General features: G+C 60.0%; 16 protein-coding genes and 1 pseudogene. 5 read left to right on the top strand and 12 right to left on the bottom strand.

The window, feature by feature from the left end:
• Positions 1 to 16 precede the first annotated feature (16 nt).
• Positions 17 to 1,420, bottom strand: coding sequence for an ATP-binding protein (locus tag P3T40_RS21970; protein WP_429269839.1), 1,404 nt, complete (start codon positions 1,418 to 1,420; stop codon positions 17 to 19).
• Positions 1,417 to 2,100, bottom strand: coding sequence for a response regulator transcription factor (locus P3T40_RS21965; protein ID WP_429269838.1), 684 nt, complete (start codon positions 2,098 to 2,100; stop codon positions 1,417 to 1,419). Before P3T40_RS21965 ends, P3T40_RS21970 begins: the two co-directional genes overlap by 4 nt.
• A gap of 327 nt (positions 2,101 to 2,427) precedes the next feature.
• Here P3T40_RS21965 and P3T40_RS21960 point away from each other — a divergent pair, with 327 nt between their 5' ends.
• Positions 2,428 to 5,244, top strand: a complete 2,817-nt coding sequence (locus tag P3T40_RS21960) for an ATP-binding protein (protein ID WP_429269837.1) — start codon at positions 2,428 to 2,430, stop codon at positions 5,242 to 5,244.
• Between the two features lie 68 nt (positions 5,245 to 5,312).
• Here the strand turns inward: P3T40_RS21960 and P3T40_RS21955 are convergent, their stop codons facing one another.
• The 5 genes from P3T40_RS21955 to P3T40_RS21935 all read right to left on the bottom strand — a co-directional run bounded on the left by P3T40_RS21955 (position 5,313) and on the right by P3T40_RS21935 (position 8,388).
• On the bottom strand, positions 5,313 to 6,095 hold the full coding sequence (locus P3T40_RS21955) for an MFS transporter (protein WP_429269836.1): 783 nt from the start codon (positions 6,093 to 6,095) through the stop codon (positions 5,313 to 5,315).
• On the bottom strand, positions 6,089 to 6,484 hold the full coding sequence (locus tag P3T40_RS21950; RefSeq protein WP_429269835.1) for an MFS transporter: 396 nt from the start codon (positions 6,482 to 6,484) through the stop codon (positions 6,089 to 6,091). The genes P3T40_RS21955 and P3T40_RS21950 overlap by 7 nt, the downstream gene beginning before the upstream one ends.
• A 46-nt stretch (positions 6,485 to 6,530) precedes the next feature.
• Positions 6,531 to 6,971 (bottom strand): GlcG/HbpS family heme-binding protein, encoded by a 441-nt coding sequence (locus P3T40_RS21945; protein ID WP_429269834.1) that lies wholly within the window; start codon positions 6,969 to 6,971, stop codon positions 6,531 to 6,533.
• Positions 6,972 to 6,997: 26 nt separating this feature from the next.
• Positions 6,998 to 7,318: a hypothetical protein gene (locus P3T40_RS21940; RefSeq protein WP_429269833.1), complete on the bottom strand. Its 321-nt coding sequence runs from the start codon at positions 7,316 to 7,318 to the stop codon at positions 6,998 to 7,000.
• Between the two features lie 77 nt (positions 7,319 to 7,395).
• On the bottom strand, positions 7,396 to 8,388 hold the full coding sequence (locus P3T40_RS21935) for an LLM class flavin-dependent oxidoreductase (RefSeq protein ID WP_429269832.1): 993 nt from the start codon (positions 8,386 to 8,388) through the stop codon (positions 7,396 to 7,398).
• Positions 8,389 to 8,697: 309 nt separating this feature from the next.
• Between P3T40_RS21935 and P3T40_RS21930 the strand changes: the two genes are divergently transcribed.
• The gene (locus P3T40_RS21930; RefSeq protein WP_429269831.1) at positions 8,698 to 9,207 is read left to right on the top strand and encodes a flavin reductase; all 510 of its coding nucleotides are present in this window, start codon (positions 8,698 to 8,700) and stop codon (positions 9,205 to 9,207) included.
• 195 nt (positions 9,208 to 9,402) lie between these two features.
• Here P3T40_RS21930 and P3T40_RS21925 read toward each other — a convergent pair whose 3' ends face one another.
• Genes P3T40_RS21925 through P3T40_RS21915 form a run of 3 tightly spaced genes read right to left on the bottom strand, consistent with a single transcriptional unit; the run spans position 9,403 to position 13,997 of the window.
• The gene (locus P3T40_RS21925; protein WP_429269830.1) at positions 9,403 to 10,653 is read right to left on the bottom strand and encodes a c-type cytochrome; all 1,251 of its coding nucleotides are present in this window, start codon (positions 10,651 to 10,653) and stop codon (positions 9,403 to 9,405) included.
• Between the two features lie 3 nt (positions 10,654 to 10,656).
• Positions 10,657 to 11,202, bottom strand: coding sequence for a (2Fe-2S)-binding protein (locus P3T40_RS21920; protein ID WP_429269829.1), 546 nt, complete (start codon positions 11,200 to 11,202; stop codon positions 10,657 to 10,659).
• The gene (locus P3T40_RS21915; RefSeq protein WP_429269828.1) at positions 11,199 to 13,997 is read right to left on the bottom strand and encodes a xanthine dehydrogenase family protein molybdopterin-binding subunit; all 2,799 of its coding nucleotides are present in this window, start codon (positions 13,995 to 13,997) and stop codon (positions 11,199 to 11,201) included. Before P3T40_RS21915 ends, P3T40_RS21920 begins: the two co-directional genes overlap by 4 nt.
• A gap of 854 nt (positions 13,998 to 14,851) precedes the next feature.
• Here P3T40_RS21915 and P3T40_RS21910 point away from each other — a divergent pair.
• Together P3T40_RS21910 and P3T40_RS21905 are read left to right on the top strand one after the other, a co-directional pair.
• On the top strand, positions 14,852 to 15,385 hold the full coding sequence (locus tag P3T40_RS21910; RefSeq protein ID WP_429269827.1) for a hypothetical protein: 534 nt from the start codon (positions 14,852 to 14,854) through the stop codon (positions 15,383 to 15,385).
• Between the two features lie 249 nt (positions 15,386 to 15,634).
• Complete coding sequence (locus P3T40_RS21905; protein ID WP_429269826.1) at positions 15,635 to 16,426, top strand: CsgG/HfaB family protein; 792 nt, start codon at positions 15,635 to 15,637, stop codon at positions 16,424 to 16,426.
• 347 nt (positions 16,427 to 16,773) lie between these two features.
• Here the strand turns inward: P3T40_RS21905 and P3T40_RS21900 are convergent, their stop codons facing one another.
• Both P3T40_RS21900 and P3T40_RS21895 read right to left on the bottom strand, forming a co-directional pair.
• Positions 16,774 to 17,112, bottom strand: coding sequence for a type II toxin-antitoxin system RelE/ParE family toxin (locus P3T40_RS21900; protein ID WP_429269825.1), 339 nt, complete (start codon positions 17,110 to 17,112; stop codon positions 16,774 to 16,776).
• Complete coding sequence (locus tag P3T40_RS21895) at positions 17,112 to 17,396, bottom strand: type II toxin-antitoxin system Phd/YefM family antitoxin (protein WP_429269824.1); 285 nt, start codon at positions 17,394 to 17,396, stop codon at positions 17,112 to 17,114. Before P3T40_RS21895 ends, P3T40_RS21900 begins: the two co-directional genes overlap by 1 nt.
• Positions 17,397 to 17,923: 527 nt before the next feature.
• Between P3T40_RS21895 and P3T40_RS21890 the strand changes: the two are divergent.
• A pseudogene (locus tag P3T40_RS21890) lies at positions 17,924 to 18,372 on the top strand (transposase); the annotation flags it as partial.

The following is an 18,372-nucleotide window of genomic DNA, read 5'->3' as shown; positions in this document are numbered from 1 at the left end:
TGTCCATGTTTCCTCGTCACGCGAGCGTTTTCGGCCAGCAGTCGATTGTCACTCGTGTACCAGGTTCCGCATCGGTAATTCGCATTGAAAAGTCGTGGACGCGAAGAACCGCGGAAACGATGCTCAGGCCCAATCCCGAGCCGATGAACCGACTCGCGTTCTTTGCCCGGTAGAAAGGCTGAAGCACTGCATGGCGCTCGTCCTCGGGGATGCCGGGCCCCTCGTCGACCACCTCGATCCGCGTCCCGCCAGGTGCGCTCATGAGCGCGATGCGGATCGCGCCGCCCGGAGGGGTGAACTTGACGGCATTGTTCACGACGTTCGTGAGCATCTCGAAGAGTAGCGCGCGGTCGCCGCGTATTGGCTCGACCGGCGTCACCTCGACCGACAGTTTCGTCGAACCATCGTCCGCGAGCGGTTCGTACAGTCCACCCACTTCCCGGACAAGCTCTTCGAGCCGGACTTCGCCGAATCCGCCCTGCCGGTTCATCGAGCCGATCTCCGAAATGCGAAGCATCGCGCGAAACCGCTCGAGCAGCGCATCCGTCTCTCCCCGCGCCTGCGTGACAAGCTTTGCCAGCAGTTCGTCATCGGAGCGGCATGCATGTTCCTCGATGCGTTCGAGCAGCGCGCACACGTGGGTGAGCGGCGTTCGCAAGTCGTGAGCGATACCGTCGCATGCCCCTTTAACCTCGTTCATCAAACGCTCGACTTCCTCCAGCATGTGATTGACGAGATGCGCGAGCATGTCCAGTTCGTCGCGCCCACCAGTCGGCAGGCGCTCGGCAAGATGGCCTTGCGAAATGCGTTGAATTACACGGCGGATCTGCGCTATGCGGCGCATCTGACGCATGCTCAATCCGAACGCCGCCGCCAGGCCCGCGCCAAGACACAGCAACCCGCCGGCAATCAGTGCGTTGATGATCGTACTGCGGATCTGCGACTCCTCGCCGATGTCCCGCGCGACCACGAGGATACTGCCGTCCGCGCGCCGCTCCTCCTTCGCGCGCACGACACGGGGATGCTGCGCTCCGGCAACCTGGAGTGTCCGGTGAATGATCATCGAGCTACCGTCGCTCGGCAACTGCGGCGGCAGGGCCATCACATCGCCTGCGAGATAGCGATGGTCCGGTGTAAAGAGACCGTAATAGTTGGTGTGCATGCGCTCGCGTTCGAGCCGCCTGCGTATGACCGTGCTTAAGTCGCTGTCCGCCACGGAGTCGAAATAGACCAATTGCCAGTTCATGATGGCATCCGTCTGGCGCTCCATGTTGCGCGTAACGGCCCAAGCGATCAGTCCGAGCAACACCATGATGGACACCGAAAAGACAGCCGCATGGAGAAGTATCAGCCGGACGGACGTCGAGTGCCAGCGTCGCGCGAACGCGAGGGTTTGCGTGAGTGAAGTGGTCTTGCTCAATTCTCGCTCAGGACGTAGCCGAAACTGCGGACAGTCTGAATCAATGATGGTGCTTCGGGTGGATCGATCTTTTTGCGCAGACGTCCGATATGCACATCGATGAGCTTCGAACCCGGATCGAAGTGGTACCCCCACACCGCCTCGAACAACATCGTGCGCGTGATCGTCCTGCCGGCATGCCGCATCATGAACTCCAGCACGCGATACTCGGTCGGCAACAGCACAATTTCCTCGTTGCCGCGCTTCAGCTTGCGTGCAATAAGGTCGAGCTCGAGCGGGCCGGCGCGCAGCGTCGCCTCCTTCTGAACTGCCGGCGCCTGCTGACGACGAAGCAGCACCTCCAGACGAGCCGACATCTCGGCGAGGTTGAACGGCTTCGTCACGTAATCGTCGCCGCCCGCGCGCAAGCCGCGAATGCGTTCATCGACGTCACCCAGCGCGCTCAGCATCAGGACGGGCGTGTACACGGCGACGCTGCGCATGGTGGAAACAATGGTGAGTCCGTCCACGCCGGGAAGCATGCGGTCGAGCGTGATGACGTCATACTCGTCGCTCATCGCGCGTGCCATGCCGTCTCTTCCGTTGTCGACCCAGTCGACACTGAAGCCACGCGTCCGCAATTCCCCCGCAATTTCGCCCGCGGTAATTGCATCGTCTTCTATCGTAAGCACTCTTGTCATGTTGCTTTCCACATTCAGTGAATTCGCCCGTACAAGTATCTAAAACGTCGAATCAGTCCGCATCTTCTTGCTCGTTGACGATCTGTCCGTGCCCCGCCGGCATGCACTTTCGCAATCCGTCGCTCGCGCCGATTATTGAAAGAGTGCCGCGCAGACACGTTGCGCCGTAATCTGCATCGTCCGCCACATCCGGCGACCAGTCTTTGGGATTGGATTTCAGACGTCTGAATTGCGGCTCCAGAGATGAGCGATGTGCTGCTAAAATCGTCAGGCCCTGTCGCACGCCGTCGACCGCCCATTCTGTGCTTCACTTCCATGAATCAAACCATGCCGAACCCCGAACCGAGCGATGTCGGCATCGAGTTCGGACCCTACCGCCTCTTCCCGCAATTGAAGCTCATGTTGCACGGCGGCGAAAAGGTCAAGTTGACCGAGCGGGCGTTCGACGTCCTCTGGGTGCTCGTGGAGGCGAACGGCGAATGCGTGACCAAAGACGCGCTGCTGGCCCGGATCTGGGGCGACGAAGTCGTGGAAGAAAACAACCTGCAGGCCCACATCTCCACCATCCGGCGTGTGCTCGGAGCCGACCGCGACATGATCGTCACGGAGTTCGGCCGGGGCTATCGAGCGATCCTACCGGCGCGAGCGGCCACGTCGATGCTTCGGGCGCCTGCGGGAAACATCGCCCCCCTGCCGCTGCCGGTCACCCGGACCCCGATGATCGGGCGTGATCAGGACCTTGATTCGGTCGTCCGCCTGCTCGACCACAACCGGTTTGTCACGATTGTCGGCCCTGGAGGTATCGGCAAGACGCGGCTGGCACTCGAAGCCGCCCGCGCAAGATCGGAGAGGTTCGATGGCCGTGTCCATTTCGTGGAAATGGCCGCCGTCGCGACACCAGAAGCCACCTGGCCAGCGCTGGCCGAAGCGCTGGGTATCGAGCCGACGGGCGGTGAGCCCACCCCGGATGCAGTTATCGGGCTGCAGGGGCAACGCATCCTCCTCCTCATCGACAATTGCGAGCATCTCGTCGGACAAATCAGCCGGATCGTCGAGCGCCTGAGCCGGATCAACCCCTACCTGTACGTCCTCGCCACCAGCCAGCAAGTGCTGAACGCCGATGGGGAGTACATCTTCCGTCTCGCGCCACTTGCGACCCCGCCCGCTGACGTCCTGACGAAAACGGCTACGCTAGGGTATCCGGCCGTGCAGCTCTTCGTCGACCGCGTCGTGGCACACATGCACGAGTTCGCCTGTGACGACACCCAGGCGGCCGAGGTCGCGACGATCTGCAGGCACCTCGACGGCATACCGCTCGCCATCGAGCTGGCGGCCGCGCGCGTTTCAACGCTCGGCGTTCACGGCGTCCTGACCGGCCTGACGGATCGGTTCCGGCTATTGACTGGCGGCCGCCGCAACGCGCCGCACCGGCACCAGACCCTGGGTGCGACGGTGGCTTGGAGTGACAGCCTGCTGGACGACGACGAGCGGCGGTTCTTCCACGCCCTCTCTCCGTTCATGTCTGCATTCACACTCGAGGCGGCGCACGCGGTCGCGGGATTCTGCGACGATCGTTGGCGGACCGCCGACCTGCTGGCCAGTCTCGTTCAAAAGTCCCTGCTGCAAACCGATCTTCCCGGGCGCGTCGTCCGGTACCGACTGCTCGAGACACTTCGCGAGTACGCTCAGGAGCAGCTTGGCGCAAGCGTTGACGTCGACGAAGTGCCGCGCCGTCACGCTGCCTGGTTCCTTGAACGGAGCCGGCAAGCGCTTGCCGACTGGAAGCGCATGCCGACAAACGACTGGCGCGATACGTATCGGCGCGATTGGAAGGACATTCACAGCGTGTTGTCGCGGACTCTGACCACACAAAAATCACGTGATGTCGGCATTCGGCTGCTGGCCGTTGCCATCCCCTTCTGGGTCGAATTTTCCCTGCTGGACGATTGCCGGCACTGGATCTCCCTTGCGCTCGGTGAACCCGTCGACCTGGACGCGTGGCATGAAATGGCGTTGCGGGCCGCGCTGGGGACGTCGCTGACATGGGCCCGCGGTCCGATCCCGGAAACGCAGATTGCATGGTCCCGCGCACTGACGCTTGCCCATACGCTGGGTGATATCGAAATCGAACTGCAGGCACACTACGGCTTGTGGCTCTACGGAGTACGTACCGGAGACCACGACGAGGCGCTCCGCGAAGCGAATGCCATGCTCGATGCAGCTACCTTGGCGAATGACGTCGAGGCCGTTGCCGTTGCGCGAAGAATCGTCGGTCTCTCCCTTCATGTGAGCGGTGATCAGGCCGCTGCCCGCGAGCAGGTCGAAGCATCACTGCGTTGGCACGAAAGCCATCCGTCGCACGCAGCATTTCGTTTCGGCCTCGGTCAGCATGCTGCGGGACTTGCGTACCTGGCACGCATTCTGTGGCTGCAGGGAGACGCCGGACAGGCCGTCTCGACCGCCGAACTCGCCGTTGATCATGCCACCGCCCTCGATCATGCCTGTACGCTTTGTTGCGTCCTCGCGGAAGGGATGTGCATGGTGTCCATGCTCAATCGGGACATTCCCAAGGTTGAAGCATCGGCCCGCACGCTCATCGAAACGGCGGCGCGTCATGGTCTCCAGTTCTGGAAAACATACGGAGAATTGTTCGAATTCTGGGCCCTTGCCCGCGCCGAACCCACGAGGGTGACCGTCGACCGGACCGTCGCGCTGCTGGCCACGCTCGAGCGTACCTGCTTCGGTTTTCACTACACGCCGATGCTGATGGATCTGGTTGACGACGAAAGGCTGGCGCGCCCTTCACGCGATGTCTTACGCGCCGCAGCCGACAGGGCGGGACAAGCGCCGCAACGCCACTGGGCCACGCCGGAGTTCATGCGCCTCGCAGCCCCGACGAAGAATGGCATGCAAACGGACGCAATCATGACGGAAGGCCACCTGTGGAACGCCCTCGAACATGCGAAAGCGTGTGGAATGCCTGCGTGGGAATTGCGAATTGCCCTTGATCTTGCAAGACGCCTCGCCGACGAGACGCGCAAATCGGAAGCCCGAATCCTGCTAGAGGATATCCTGCTAAGGATTCCAGATGGACATTCATCGGCGGATTGGCGCGATTCACGCGCCTTGCTCGATACTTTGTAAACAAACGACCGTGGCGATGAACGCCCCGATGGCAACGCGCACGGGTTACTCGCACAATCTCGGAAAAGTCAGTCGACTTGCGCTTCGCGTAGCGATTTAGATCGGCGCCCTACCTGCAGTATCAACGATGCGCACCCGACCAGCAGCCCGACACCGCAGACGCCGGGCCAATGCCACAAACTCCACGCCCAGATGCCCAACGACGAACCGAGTGCGCCACCGCCAAATCGGCTCGCCATGTAGATTGTGTTAATACGGCTCATCGCGCCGCCCCGGATGCTCATGTTGAGCGCCATGTTCGACACGTGTCCACTCTGCACGCCAAGGTCGAGCAAGACCACGCCGGCAATCAGCCCAGCAATCGTGTGGCCGGCGAGTGCGAAGACGGCGAATGACGCGAGGTAGATGGCACTGCCCACCGCCACCACCTGACGCGGATCGCGCGAATCGGTCAATCTGCCCGCGGCCATCGACGCGAGCGCACCACCCACGCCCACGAGCCCGAACAACCCGGCAACCTCGCTGCCGTAATGGGCATTCAGGGTATGAAGCTGAAACGCCAGGGTCGTCCAGAATGCACTGAACCCGGCGAACTGCAGCGCACCGATCGCGGAAGTCCGCCGGATCAGCTGCTCTTCGCGAACCAGGGTCCACAACGAGCGCATCAAGCCGCGATAGCTGCCGGTATACTTCCGCTCTGCCCTCGGCAACGCGCACGACAATACAGTAGCGGTCACGATCATCGCCGCGGCGGCCAGCCAATAGACTGTTCGCCATCCAAAATGTTGTGCGATCGATCCGGAAATGGAACGCGATACGAGGATGCCGCTCAGCAACCCGAACATCACCATACCAACCGCCTCGCCGCGTTGCCGGGCACCGGCGAGTTCCGCGGCAAATGGTGTGAGCAGTGCGGCGCCACGCTCGCGAGACCGGTGACGAAACTGGCCGCGACAAGCCATACGAGCGTCGGAGACAGCGCGATCGCGGCAAGCGCCACGCAGGCAACCGCGAGCAGCGTGCTAATTAGTGCACGGCGTTCGAGCCGGTCGCCGAGCGGGACGAACAGCAACAGGCCAAGCGCATAACCCGCCTGCGCGGCGACCGGGACCATGCCGGCCTGCCGCACGCCGGTATGGAAGTCGCGCGCGAAGTCAGCCAGCAACGGCTGGTTGTAGTAGTTGTTCGCCACGACGACACCTGCGGCAGCTGCCATGATCCAGTAGATTGCACGTTTCATCAGTCTCTCCAATGGATCGCCATGAGGTGTCGGCTGGCGTGACTAGTCACATCGCATCGCCCGTATCGGCGACCAACTCGACAGATGCGATTCCTGCAAGGGCACACTCCTCGTCCTTTACAGAGGTATCGCCGCTAATCCCTATCGAACCGAGCAGAAATCCTTCCCGGTTCCGTATCAGGACGCCGCCGGGAACGGGCACCACTTTCCCTCCTGTCAGGCCTGAAAGCGCGGTAAAAAATGGCGCCGACCTCTCCGCACGGCGAGCCAGTTCCCGCCCACCGAACCCCATGGCAAGGCATCCGTACGCCTTGCCCGTTGCGATATCCGGTCTCAAGAGGCTCGCTTCATCTTCCCGCTTGGCCGCAATCAGGTGGCCACCGGCGTCTAACACGACGACACAAAGAGGAGCGAGCGCAAGCTCCCGTCCTTTTGCCAATGCGACGTCGATGATCTGCGAAGCCGTATCAAGTTTGAGCTGGTTCATTTGCAAATTCCTAAGCATGCTTGCGATTAGATAGCCGTTACGGCCCATACAACGTGAGCCTTGATCGAGCCGTTCGCCTCGTCGACCCAGCCATATTTCTTCGCCCCTGCAATCATGGCGGACACGGAGTCCTGCCATTTCTCTCCCTCAATGCGGCCCGGTGCAGTTCTGAGCCACGCTTCGCTGACCCACATGGGGTCCTTGTCGATCAGGCTCCCTGCACGAGAAACTGCATCACGGAGGCGGGGCAGTTCGTCCGCGCTCGTGGCAACGCTAACGCCAAATCGCTTGAAGTCTTCCGGGTCCTCAAGCGAGACCGACCAGTCACTGGCAATTTTGACGAGCATAAAAAGCAACTCCTGTTTATGACAATCTGCATATCAACTGATCAGGCGACAGACACATCCTCCTCATCCGGAGCCGTTTAAAACTCCGGCATGATCTCGCCAGCGAAGCGCTGGAGGGTGTCGCGAGAGCCGCCGAGGATGGTAAAAATTAGGTAGCCAGCGCCGGCTTCCTTAAGGGCATGAAGCTGGTCACGAATCTCCGCGACAGTGCCAATCAAGGCGGTGTCGGTCGGGGGCAGGCCTTCCTTCGCGTACGACAGAATGTGCGAGCCGCCGGCCTTGTCCGGCGCACGAGCATGTTCGATTGTGCGTCGGCGTGCCGTGTTCAGGCGCTCAATCGCCGCTTGCTTGTCCTGCTCGTCCTTCGCGATGAAGAGCTCACGCGCCACTGTCACTTCGTTCGGGTTGTAGACACGACCTTGCTCGCTGATAGCCTGCTTGAATATCTCAATGCGCTGGCGCAGGAGTTTGGGGTCGGCAAACTGGTCGAGCAACAGATTGAAGCCGCGCGAAGCAACTTTCCGGATGGACGGTTCGCTGCCGGCGCCCATCCACATTGCAGGCCGCTTGACGAGGTTGGGCTCGACAATGATGTCGTTGAAGTTCCAGAATTTTCCGTGGTGCGAGAACCGCTCGCTTGCGCCCCACGCCTTGAGCATCACGTCAAGACACTCTTCGAAGCGCGCTTCCGCCTCTTCGATAGGGATGTTAAAGCCCGAAAATTCGGCATGGCGATAACCCTTGCCAACGCCAAGATTGAGCCGGCCGCCCGAAAGAAGCTCAAGTGTCGCAGCCTGCTCCGCGAGCAGGACCGGGTTGTGCCACGGAAGCACCATCGTAGCCGTACCCAAACGGAGGGTAGTCGTGCGCGCAGCCAACCACGTCAGAACATTCAGCATCGAGGAAACCTGACCCCAGCCTGTAAAGTGGTGTTCTACGAGGTACGTGCTGTAGTACCCAAGCTGTTCCGCTTCTACGTTGAAGTCGATGTAGTCGAGGAAGCCTTGGCCGATGCCTGCACCCAATGCCGTACTGTTAGCCTGCGCACTGCCAAACAATCCAAAAAGCATGTCTTTTCTCCTTAGGGCGGTTGGAACCGCAATGACGGTGGAGAACGTATCCCGCTATGGCGCGCCGCGCAGAAGACGACAGGCTGGCAAGCAACCTTGCAGAATTGCTGTGAATGAATTGCAATAGGCCGGAGGTGCTGCAACGGCCAGCCCAAGGTCCCCGATTCCCGTCAGCAGTGAAAGAGTGGTTCGCAGTTAGTTGGCTTCACTTGCGAAATGCCTGAGGCAATACTCAAGTCATGCAGTAACAGCCGAATTCGAGAAGACCGGCTTGCTGCATCGCGATTCCTACCGCAAAGGAGAAGATCAATGTCTGTCGAACCTCGTGACTTTCGCAACGCCATGGCTCAGCTAGGTGCTGCAGTCAATGTCATCACAACCGACGGCGCCGCCGGTCGTGCAGGCGTGACGGCCAGCGCCGTATGCAGCGTAACCGACGACCCGCCTATGCTTGCGGTATGCATCAACCGTTCAAACCGAAGCAATCCGTTTTTCAAAAAAAATGGTGTTCTGTGTGTGAACACGGTCAGTTCCTCGCAAACGGAAATCTCTTCCGTGTTTGCCGGTGCCACCCGGTGTAGTCCTGAGCAACGCTTCGAGAGCGGCGATTGGACAAAACTGGCGACCGGTGCACCTGTGCTGCAGGACGCCCTTGTTTCGTTCGATGGGCGAATCACTGACGTGGTCGAGAAGGGCACACACACCGTGTTCTTTGTCGAAGTCGAAGCTGTCCGTCACAGCGATAGTGCGGCACTGATCTACTTCCGTCGCAGCTTCTATACAGTCGGCGCGGTACAGGACGAGCTCGTTCCTGCATGATGGGAGCTGCACCGGGTCGGCTCGGCATCGCGCTTAACAGAGTCGTCACGGTGCAGCACACTGCGCGTCAAAGAAGTACGTCTGGACCACTACAGGTGGCGGGTGGCTGCCTCCGGTCGCCCGGTGGGCGGGAGGTAACTCCTGTCCCCACCGCGACCACCTACCCTTACTGCGACCCCTTCACAGCGCATGCTGCTACCTCAGTTTTTTGACCGTTGCCGCGGAAACCTGCGAGGGCACGCCACCCCATTGCGTGCGCAGAACATTGGCCAGATCAGCGACTTCCTGGTCGGACACGAAGTTCGGCATGCCGGGCATGGCCTGCATGTTCTCTAGTGTCGAAATGTGCTGTGCTTCCACCCCGTCGAGCATCGCCACCAGCAGATTGTTGGGCGAGGTCAGCCGCAAGCTGGCGTTGCCTTGCAGTGCTGGCGCGACATGCGGCCTGCCTTCGCCCTGCGCGCCATGGCAGCTTGCGCACAAGGCGGCGTAGCTATGCCAACCGCGCTGGAGCGCAACCTGCGGCATGTTCACTGGTGTGACGTGCGTCGGGGCAGGCAGGCCAGCGGGGCCGCCGAGGTAGCGCACGAGGCTGGCGGTATCTTCCCGGGTGAGATAGCGCGTGCTGTTATGCACCGCCGGGAACATGTCGGCATACGCGCTACCTTGCTGCGCGATGCCGGTGGCGAGCAGGCTCGCCAGATCGCGCTCAGTCCAGCCGCGTTGTGCCAGCGCTGCGGGGGTGATGTCCGGCGCTTCATAGCGCCCGATCATTGCGCCTTTAAAACGCGCTGCTGTGTCCAGCGCGCCGGTCATGGTGCGCGGGGTGTGGCATTCCGTGCAATGCGCCAGCGCGTTGGCGAGGTAGGCGCCGCGCCGCCATTCTGCGCTGGCGCCATCCGGCAGCGTCTCATCCGCGGAGGGCATGAACAGCCACTGCCAAACGAACATCACGCTGCGAATGTTGTAGGGAAAGTGCATTCCGGAAGGGATGTTGGCGTGACGGATCGCCGGCCGCGACATAAGATAGTCGTAGATGGCGTCGCTATCAGCCCGGCTGATCCCCTGGTAGGAGGTGTACGGCATGGCGGGATAGAGCGGGCTACCATCCGGTCGGCGCCCGTCGTGCAAGACGCGGTATAGGTCGTCGCGCGTGTAGTGGCCGATGCCTGTCTCCTTGTCCGGGGTAATGTTGGGGCCGTAAATCGGGCCGTAGGGCGTGTCCATGGCATAACCGCCGGAAAACGCGCCCTTGCCCGGCACGCTATGGCAGCTGACGCAGTCGGCAGCGTTGGCCAGATATTCGCCGCGTGCGATGCTGGCGGCATCCGCCGGTGCGCTTACCGCTGAGCCGGCGTTGTCCGGCACGTTGCCATGACATCCCTGCAGTATCAATCCGACGACCAGCCACAGCGCGAAGTATTTGCCTTTCCATACGTGGAGCATGCCTTACTCCTTGATCAAGCCAGGGGTAGACACGATCAGCTGCCGCAACGCTTCGTAGTAGCGGACGTAACCGGTGCAGCGGCACAGATGGCTATCGAGTGCGTCCATGATGACTTGCTCGACATCCTTGCGGGCGATTGGCTGCCGCTTGAGCTGCTCAAGCAGGACAATCGATTCGTTGACGAACCCCGGGGTACAGTAACTGCATTGAAACGAATAATTTTTCAGAAAGGCATCCTGCACCTGAGTGAGTTTCATCTCGACACTGTTCGGGTCACCCACCGCGTGGCCTTCGATAGTGCGAATGCGTTTGCCGGCGAACAGGTGCGCGCCTGTGATACAAGTGCGCATGGTTTCGTTCTTGCCGTCGGGTTGATCCAGGATCACCACACAGGCATGGCATATGCCTTGTCCGCAAGTGACGCGCGTCCCGGTCAAATTCACATATTCATGCAGAAAGTCCGCCATGCAGACGTCTTCTGGCACGTTGTCGACCTTGATCTGCTGACCATTGATTTGCAGTGCTAGTGGTTTGCCCACGAGACTCATGACATTTTCTCCTTGATTTTTTCCGGAGTGACGGGCAGGTCGTAAAAACGGTGTCCGGTGGCGTGGTGAATGGCATTGGCAATGGCCGGCACGATCGGAATCATCACCACTTCGGCCATGCCCTTGCTGGGGTCTGTGTCCGACAAGGGCGGCAGCAATTCGCCGGTTTGCTGCCAGACCGCCACTTCGCTGGCGCGCGGTAGATGGTAGCGATTGAAGTTCCAGGTGCCGTTGCCGGGGCCGTCCTCATATAAGGGCAGGTATTCATATAGCGCGTGGCCGATACCCATAGCCACACCACCTTGCAGTTGCCCTGAAATCAGTTCAGGCACGATCGGCCGACCACAGTCGACTACGTGGTGATGGTTCAGCACTGTCACCTTTCCTGTGCCGATTTCCACCGATAGTTCGACCAGGGTGCTGGTGAGGCTGAAATAGGTCGCGATAGCGAATTTGCGCTGAACATCGGGGTAGAACGCCTGCTGACGCGGCAGCATGCGGTAGGGCGCCAGACCATGCCGGACCGAGACGCCGTCGAGCGGCACGTGTTTGCTTTGCCCGTCGAAGTCGAACGTGGCCTCGGCCCATTCGTAGCGACTGACGGCATGGACCATGGTCCCGGTAAGGAGCCCGCGGGCATGCGCTTCGGCCGCCAGATGCTCTAGCGGCAACGGTTCCATGCCGTTGGCGGTCAGGCCCTCCGGCGTCCAGCGTGCGTCTTCCGGGCGCACCAGATACGATGAGGCCTGGCCGCCGCCAGGGCCCTGGCTCCAGATCGCCATGGCTGCCGGCCACAGGCCATGGTCAAAGATCAGGCGACAGGCTTCGAGTGTGGTATGCGAATTAAAGTAAGACGAGTTGCTGGCGCTCGCAGCGGTGACCAGGATAGGTGTCCAGGCTGAGTCCCGCGCCCACCGGTCCTGTTCGGCCTGGGACATGGCATGGGGATTGCCGCCGGTCTTGAGCGGCAATTCCGGCCAGGCGAGCAACGAAGTGTGCACCTTATCGGCGGGGCGCCCGAGCCAGCGCGCGCAATTGACCGCCTGGGAGGTCGACATGCCGGTGCCCATCTCGGTGCAGGTGTGGTAAAGGGTGATCCGTCCGTGCGGGTCGATTTCCACCTTGGCGAACGAGGCTTCGCCGCCAACGTGGCCGAATTTCATTTGCACACAGGCGAAGCCGACACCGTAGACCTGGCCGGGATGGCCGGCGTCAAAGCGCGCCTTGGTGGCGGCTCGTTGCTTCCAGATGGGGTGGTCTTGCGCTTTTTGCAGCACCTCGACGATACGTTCAGCGCCGGCTGCCGCGATCCCCTGAGTGGTTGGGTCGCCGCTGTGCAGCGCGTTGCGCAGCCGCAGCTCGATCGGGTCCATATGCAGGGCTTCTGCGAGTTCGTCGACCAGCATTTCGGTAGCAAGCATGCTCTGCAGGGTGCCAAAGCCACGCACTGAGCCCGACTCAATCGCACGCGAATAGTTGCACACGACATCAATGTCGTTACGTGGAAAGTAATAGATCGACTGGGAGGCCGTGGCTGCGCTGACGGCAACGGCGGGACCGACATTGGCACGTCCGCCGCCGTTGCTTACCAGCGAGGTTTGCAGGATCTGGAAGAGTCCGCTCTTGCGGTCCACGGCAATCGTGCGCGATATGTCGAAGGCATGGCGTTTCAGGGTGGACTGGAATTGCTCGTAGCGGTCGTTGGATAGCCGCACCGGCAAGCTGGCGCCGTACAGGGCGGCAATCAGGCCGTAGAACGGGAAGATGCTGTTCTCCTTGGTGCCGTAGCCCACGGTATGGCAGGGGTGGATGAACAGCGACTTGATGCCGAAGCGACTCCTGGCCAGCATTTCAGCAATCCCATTGGCATCTTCGGCCGGTGACTGGGAGGTGATCACCAGATGCAGGGCTTGTTGCCCAGCGTCGTACCAGCCGTTGGCGTTGTCGGGTTCCATCGCTCCACCGTCGGTGGACTGCGAGGCGTATTGCCGGGTCATGACCAGCCACTCCGGAGGAGGTGAGATCAGTTCCTCACGGATCTCCTGTGCATAGGCCATGCCCTGTTCGTCGAGCTTGCCGTGCCGGAGCGCTTCCGGCCAGGCCGTTTTGTGATTCTTCAGATAGTGTCCGAAGATTTCCGTGTCCTTGAACGACGAGTAAACGTCTGGCCCCTGGCGTGCATCGCCGGCCACCCGCACAAAACGGAAACTCGCATAAGGGTCGTTCTCACGAAACGGCGCGTGTGCCCCGTAGCGAAAATACTTGTCCTCGTTGAATTTCAAGCGCGCCTTGGCGCGGTTGAAGCGAGCAAAGTCCCGATAGATCAGCATCGCCACTGGATGGCCGAGATACAGGGCGGAACGGCCGGTAGCAAGAAACGGCTCGCCGCCGTAAGACCCCGGCAGCACCAAGCCGTCCCGCTCAAGGCTTTCGGCGGTCACCACACGGTCGGGCTGCAGATCGGGGCCAAGGTAGCCCAGGTCGATGCCCTGATAAATCCGATCAGCGCAGGGGATTCGCACAATGAAAGCATGCCCTTGTTGCTGGGGCCAATGGGGCATGTCACGCGCCCGGATATCTTGTGCAAAGATCTTTTGTCCGGTCACCTTGGCGACGCCATCAATGCGAAACGCGGTTTTGCTGGTGCGCGGGTCCCAGCGCACCGGAGTCAAGAGTCGCTCCTCGAACAGCTCGGCCAATGCTTCCTGGCTCCACGGGGCGATACAGACGCTGATTCCGGCCACTAAGCTGACCTTGAAAAAGGCACGGCGAGATAGCTTGAATGACTGACTCACGTTGCTCCTATTGGGACATTGAGTTTTATGAGGGCCGCGGGAAAGCCTGCTGCAATAGTTCCAGGATCTTCAAAGGTTGCGAGCTGCGCCAGTGATCCGCTTTCGGCAGTATTTCGTGAGATGTCTAGTCACGACGAAGTACAGAGACCATCATGGTGATCTCATGCACACGAGGAGTCTTTGGCGTACAAATTCAGACGTCTGAAATTTCTGTCGATCCTCGCAGTCGTGCGAGGTGACATAAAAAATGTCTGCTGATACAGAGACCCACTATGACAGGCCGTCGAACGGCCCCAACTTCCGCGATGACGATATGGTTGCTTTAGGGGTCGTCTCAGAATTCGAGAAAAACCGTTCGCTAGCAGCTGCCGGTCTGGCTGATCGCTCCTCCGTTAAATGCTTTCCTGTTATCGTCTGGTTTGAGACAAAGTTAAAGGGCAACGGTTGCCTCGATCGTTTTTCGCCTTACCGCATAAGACTTAAGCACACGCGCGATACGTCCAGGCACCGTATCGGGTTCGAACGTGGAAACGAGGAACGTACGATACGAGTGCCGCCCTCCCGTCCAGTGCCGCAGGACTCACCCCCCCCTCTTCTGGTTGTCCAAAGCCAAGACCACACCAGGCGTAAAAGAGATGGAACGGGCGGCGGCACGACAGCAGTTATTGAATGGTGCAGACTTTGTTGTGCGCCCATACGAGCCTCAAAGAAAACCGATCCAACCAGGACTCCTTAAAAGGTTCTAGCCATTCCAAGGGCCGCGCTGAAACGTCAGGTAGCCCGTGGTGCAGCAATAGGTTTGCAGTTTTCCTCGCAGTGGCAGGCCACGATTGTTTTCAACGGCAACTACACGCATGACTGCGCACTACCTTCGGTCCGTTTTAACAATACATCGCCGCATCTATCTAGCTGGCTGGATGCGTCGTTCCGGCCTCGCCGAGCTATTGCCTTCACTGCGAGCTGAACTGGCTTACCTGGGCGTTAGCGCCGGTAGCATGGCGATGTCTTCGGCATTTTCAGAAAGCTACACCCAGCCGCCCAGTGGTAATCGCGATGCGCTGGCGTCTGAGCACTTCTTGTTCGCAACTGCAGAGGGCGAGGTCACAAGCCTCCTGGTCACGGCCCACGGAGCAGGTTGGGTCGACTTTGCATTGATCTCGCATTTCGCCAATCCGGATCATCCGGATGCCTCCGTAGAGAATGCTGAAAAACGGGCCGCCAGGATAGCGCTGCCGGTCTATGCCATTGATGATCAGACCGCCATCGCAGTGAGCCATGATGCCGTCCAGGTTGTTTCCGAATGTCAGTGGAGATTGGTTTTTGCCGACTGCATAGAATTGTACGGAAACTGCAGGCCACTGCGACCTGCGGGTCACCTTTTCGCCTGATGCAGGACGCCACGATCTTGGGGCCGTGACCTATGCACCCTGCCCGCTTCTGCCCGACCTGCGGATTTGTGTGCGAGATCAGATGTTATGTCAAGCGCGGATGAGCGATCGCGCGCTGTCCATGGTGAGCAAGGTGTTGCACTTCAATTTTGATCGCACCCTCAATTGCACCGCCGGTTTGCCGATATACAGGCGGCACCACTGTATGAACCTATTTCCGGTCGAGGGACCATTTCCATGATTACAAAAATGACAGCTATCGCTGCGACGTCGTTGGCCCTGCTTTCGGCGTGCGCTCAAATGCAACTCGGTGGCGGGGGAAAGACGCCGGATAGCACGGCGGTGGCGGGTGCTACCCGCCAGGACGCGGACGATGGACTGAAGCACTGCGCGACACCGCTTGGTACCGTGTCGATCGTTGAAGACACGACTGCACCGTGGTATAGCGTCCTGACTGGACAATACCAGTTGGGAAGTACCGTCCCGGTGCTCAAGATGCTGGTCCAGCAATCGAACTGCTTTGTCATCGTAGACCGCGGCCGCGCGCTGAATGCCGCTCTCGCGGAGCGCCAGCTGAACGATTCGGGCGAACTGCGCAAGACCTCGAAGATGCACAAGGGGCAGATGGTCGCTGCCGACTATGAGATGAGCCCGAGCATTACCTTCTCCACGCAGAACACGGGCGGCGCATCCAGCCTGCTTGCCTACGTGCCGGTAGTCGGCAGCGCGCTCGCTGGCGTCGCTGGATCGATGAACACCAAGGAAGCGTCGACGGTGCTTACGCTAGTCGACACCCGCTCAAGTGTGCAACTCGCGGCGGCGACCGGTTCGGCGAGCAACATCGACTTCGGCATGCTCGCGAGCTTTATCACCACCAAAAGCGGCGGCACGGTCGGCGCTTATTCGAACACACCGCAAGGTAAGGTCGTGGTCGCAGCCTTCACCGATTCGCTAAACAACCTCGTAGACTCCGTCAAGCAGTACAAAGCCCAGAGCGTCAATGGTGGTCTCGGCAACGGCGGCAACCTGAGGGTCAACTGACCGCCGGCTCGGCTCATAGCTGTAGCGGCTCCGACCATCAGCCATGGGTTTGCACTTGTTATTGCTCGCGACTGGTGAGCTTCTGCGGGAAGGATCATGACAAGCGAAACGGAAAGGCCAGCCTCGGATACGCAATAGACGTCTCCGCTGCCCACTGGCTTGGAGAGTTCGAAGAGCTCTCCAAGCCAGTCCGCGCACCTTTGATCTGCAACGGCTCGTCTGTAGCGTTCAACGGGGAAAGCCCAATTTGATGCGACTCATGGACGTCATCCCGCCGCTGTATAGAAGGATGGTCAACAGCCGTTACGCCCAATGCGTTAAGCACCCCTTGTACGGCTGCCCATTCTTTAGCTTGCGCGCAATAGCCGCTTCTGAAGAAGCGTGCGTAAATCGCGGCGCGTATCAGTGACGACATGAATGTAAATCGTGTCCTCGCGCACCTCATATATAACCCGGTTCTGACCGCTCAGTGCTTCCCGGAAGTGCAGACCGCCAAAATCTGAAAGCTCCGCCGGAACGTAACCACTCTGAGGAAACCGCCTGATGTTGCCGAACGTGACGGCCAGCTGTGTGGACGTTTGCTTCCACGTGTCAGCGCCGAAGCTCCTGAGGATGTACCGACGCAAATCCTTCGTATCCTCTTGTGCCTCGGCGAGAATCTGTAGCTTGAACTCCGTCTGCGCCATCAGCCGATCTGTTCTTTCCGGTCAAGGTCGTCGAGCTCGGCGAGAAACTCATCGGCATCCCTGAATTTCCCCTGCTCGATGTCCTTCTGACCCAAAGCCAGAATCTTCAGCAGAGCCAGCGTTTGCTGCGTGTCCTCATAGCTTTGCACGTCCTGAACGACGAGCTTCGCTTCGCCATTCTGCGTGATGAGCAGTGGCTCGCCAGAAGCCGTCAGATCCTTGACGATCTGCGCTGCATCGCTTTTCAGGTAGCTGATTGGCTTTACGTGATCTGCCAGGCGCATGTCTGATCCTCCATTCGTCACGTCGTTCAGACTGAATATAGACTAAATTCAGTTTTATGCAAAGGCCTGAAGGCTGGGCGCTCGTGAGCTGTCCTGGTGTTTTTTTCCGGTCACAGACACGCTGCAGTTTGACACTACGTAGGTTGCCTCGACAGGGCCGCCCCCCGTTCGCCCGCCTCGCGCGTAACAGGCGGGGTATCGCGCTGGTCGGCTGCCCCATGTATGCGAGCGGCGGACTGCAGATACGCGGGTTAAGGACGGCAAGCAAAAAATTTAACTAAAAAGTCCAAGAAAAGCGGTGATTATGTGCGTCAAGTTAAGCGATGAAACCACAGGCCAGTGTCTGATCGCTGTCGTCCGATTAGTGGCGCGCTGCGTTATTCAGGATGTGCCGCAACGCGAACGAAGCGAAATGTGAGCTTACGGCGCATCTGTAGAGCAGCAAATCGCAACCGGGATGTCCTAAAGTGGACCCAGAAAATGAGACAAGCATTTAAGCTGTCGTCGTAGATGACAGGAAACGGATAATGAGCGCAGGAAAAACAAGAAAAGTGTACACGCCGGAGTTCAAGGCAAAGGTGGGTCTGGAGGCGGTACGGGGTACGCAGACGATCAACGAGATCGGGCAGAAATACGGGGTTCACCCGGTTCTGGTTGGGCAGTGGAAGAAGGAGATCCAGGAGCGTGCCGCGGCGCTGTTTGAAGCGAAGCGGGGGCCGAAGCCGGCGGACGATCAAGGCGCGCCGGAGCGTCTGTACGGCGAGATTGGACGGCTGAAGATGGAAGTGGACTGGCTCAAAAAAAAGTTGTCGCTGTGAGCCGGGAAACGCGCCTGGGATGGATCGACGCGTCGGACGAAGTGCCGGTGGCCCGGCAATGCAGGCTTGCCCAGGTCGCGCGGGCGACGGTGTATGCACAGCGCTCGCCGCGCGCAGCAAGCGAGGCCGATCTGCTGGTGTGCCGGTTGATCGACGAA

It is taken from the genome of Paraburkholderia sp. EB58, assembly GCF_050436665.1.
GTDB lineage: Bacteria > Pseudomonadota > Gammaproteobacteria > Burkholderiales > Burkholderiaceae > Paraburkholderia.
This window is presented reverse-complemented; position numbering and strand designations above follow the sequence as displayed.

What these genes read in the sequence shown, in the direction of transcription:
- P3T40_RS21965 (WP_429269838.1), bottom strand. Translation starts at nt 2,100, where the DNA reads ATGACAAGAGTGCTTACGATAGAAGACGATGCAATTACCGCGGGCGAA.
- P3T40_RS21960 (WP_429269837.1), top strand. Translation starts at nt 2,428, where the DNA reads ATGCCGAACCCCGAACCGAGCGATGTCGGCATCGAGTTCGGACCCTAC.
- P3T40_RS21955 (WP_429269836.1), bottom strand. Translation starts at nt 6,095, where the DNA reads ATGGTGATGTTCGGGTTGCTGAGCGGCATCCTCGTATCGCGTTCCATT.
- P3T40_RS21950 (WP_429269835.1), bottom strand. Translation starts at nt 6,484, where the DNA reads ATGAAACGTGCAATCTACTGGATCATGGCAGCTGCCGCAGGTGTCGTC.
- P3T40_RS21945 (WP_429269834.1), bottom strand. Translation starts at nt 6,971, where the DNA reads ATGAACCAGCTCAAACTTGATACGGCTTCGCAGATCATCGACGTCGCA.
- P3T40_RS21940 (WP_429269833.1), bottom strand. Translation starts at nt 7,318, where the DNA reads ATGCTCGTCAAAATTGCCAGTGACTGGTCGGTCTCGCTTGAGGACCCG.
- P3T40_RS21935 (WP_429269832.1), bottom strand. Translation starts at nt 8,388, where the DNA reads ATGCTTTTTGGATTGTTTGGCAGTGCGCAGGCTAACAGTACGGCATTG.
- P3T40_RS21930 (WP_429269831.1), top strand. Translation starts at nt 8,698, where the DNA reads ATGTCTGTCGAACCTCGTGACTTTCGCAACGCCATGGCTCAGCTAGGT.
- P3T40_RS21925 (WP_429269830.1), bottom strand. Translation starts at nt 10,653, where the DNA reads ATGCTCCACGTATGGAAAGGCAAATACTTCGCGCTGTGGCTGGTCGTC.
- P3T40_RS21920 (WP_429269829.1), bottom strand. Translation starts at nt 11,202, where the DNA reads ATGAGTCTCGTGGGCAAACCACTAGCACTGCAAATCAATGGTCAGCAG.
- P3T40_RS21910 (WP_429269827.1), top strand. Translation starts at nt 14,852, where the DNA reads ATGACTGCGCACTACCTTCGGTCCGTTTTAACAATACATCGCCGCATC.
- P3T40_RS21905 (WP_429269826.1), top strand. Translation starts at nt 15,635, where the DNA reads ATGACAGCTATCGCTGCGACGTCGTTGGCCCTGCTTTCGGCGTGCGCT.
- P3T40_RS21900 (WP_429269825.1), bottom strand. Translation starts at nt 17,112, where the DNA reads ATGGCGCAGACGGAGTTCAAGCTACAGATTCTCGCCGAGGCACAAGAG.
- P3T40_RS21895 (WP_429269824.1), bottom strand. Translation starts at nt 17,396, where the DNA reads ATGCGCCTGGCAGATCACGTAAAGCCAATCAGCTACCTGAAAAGCGAT.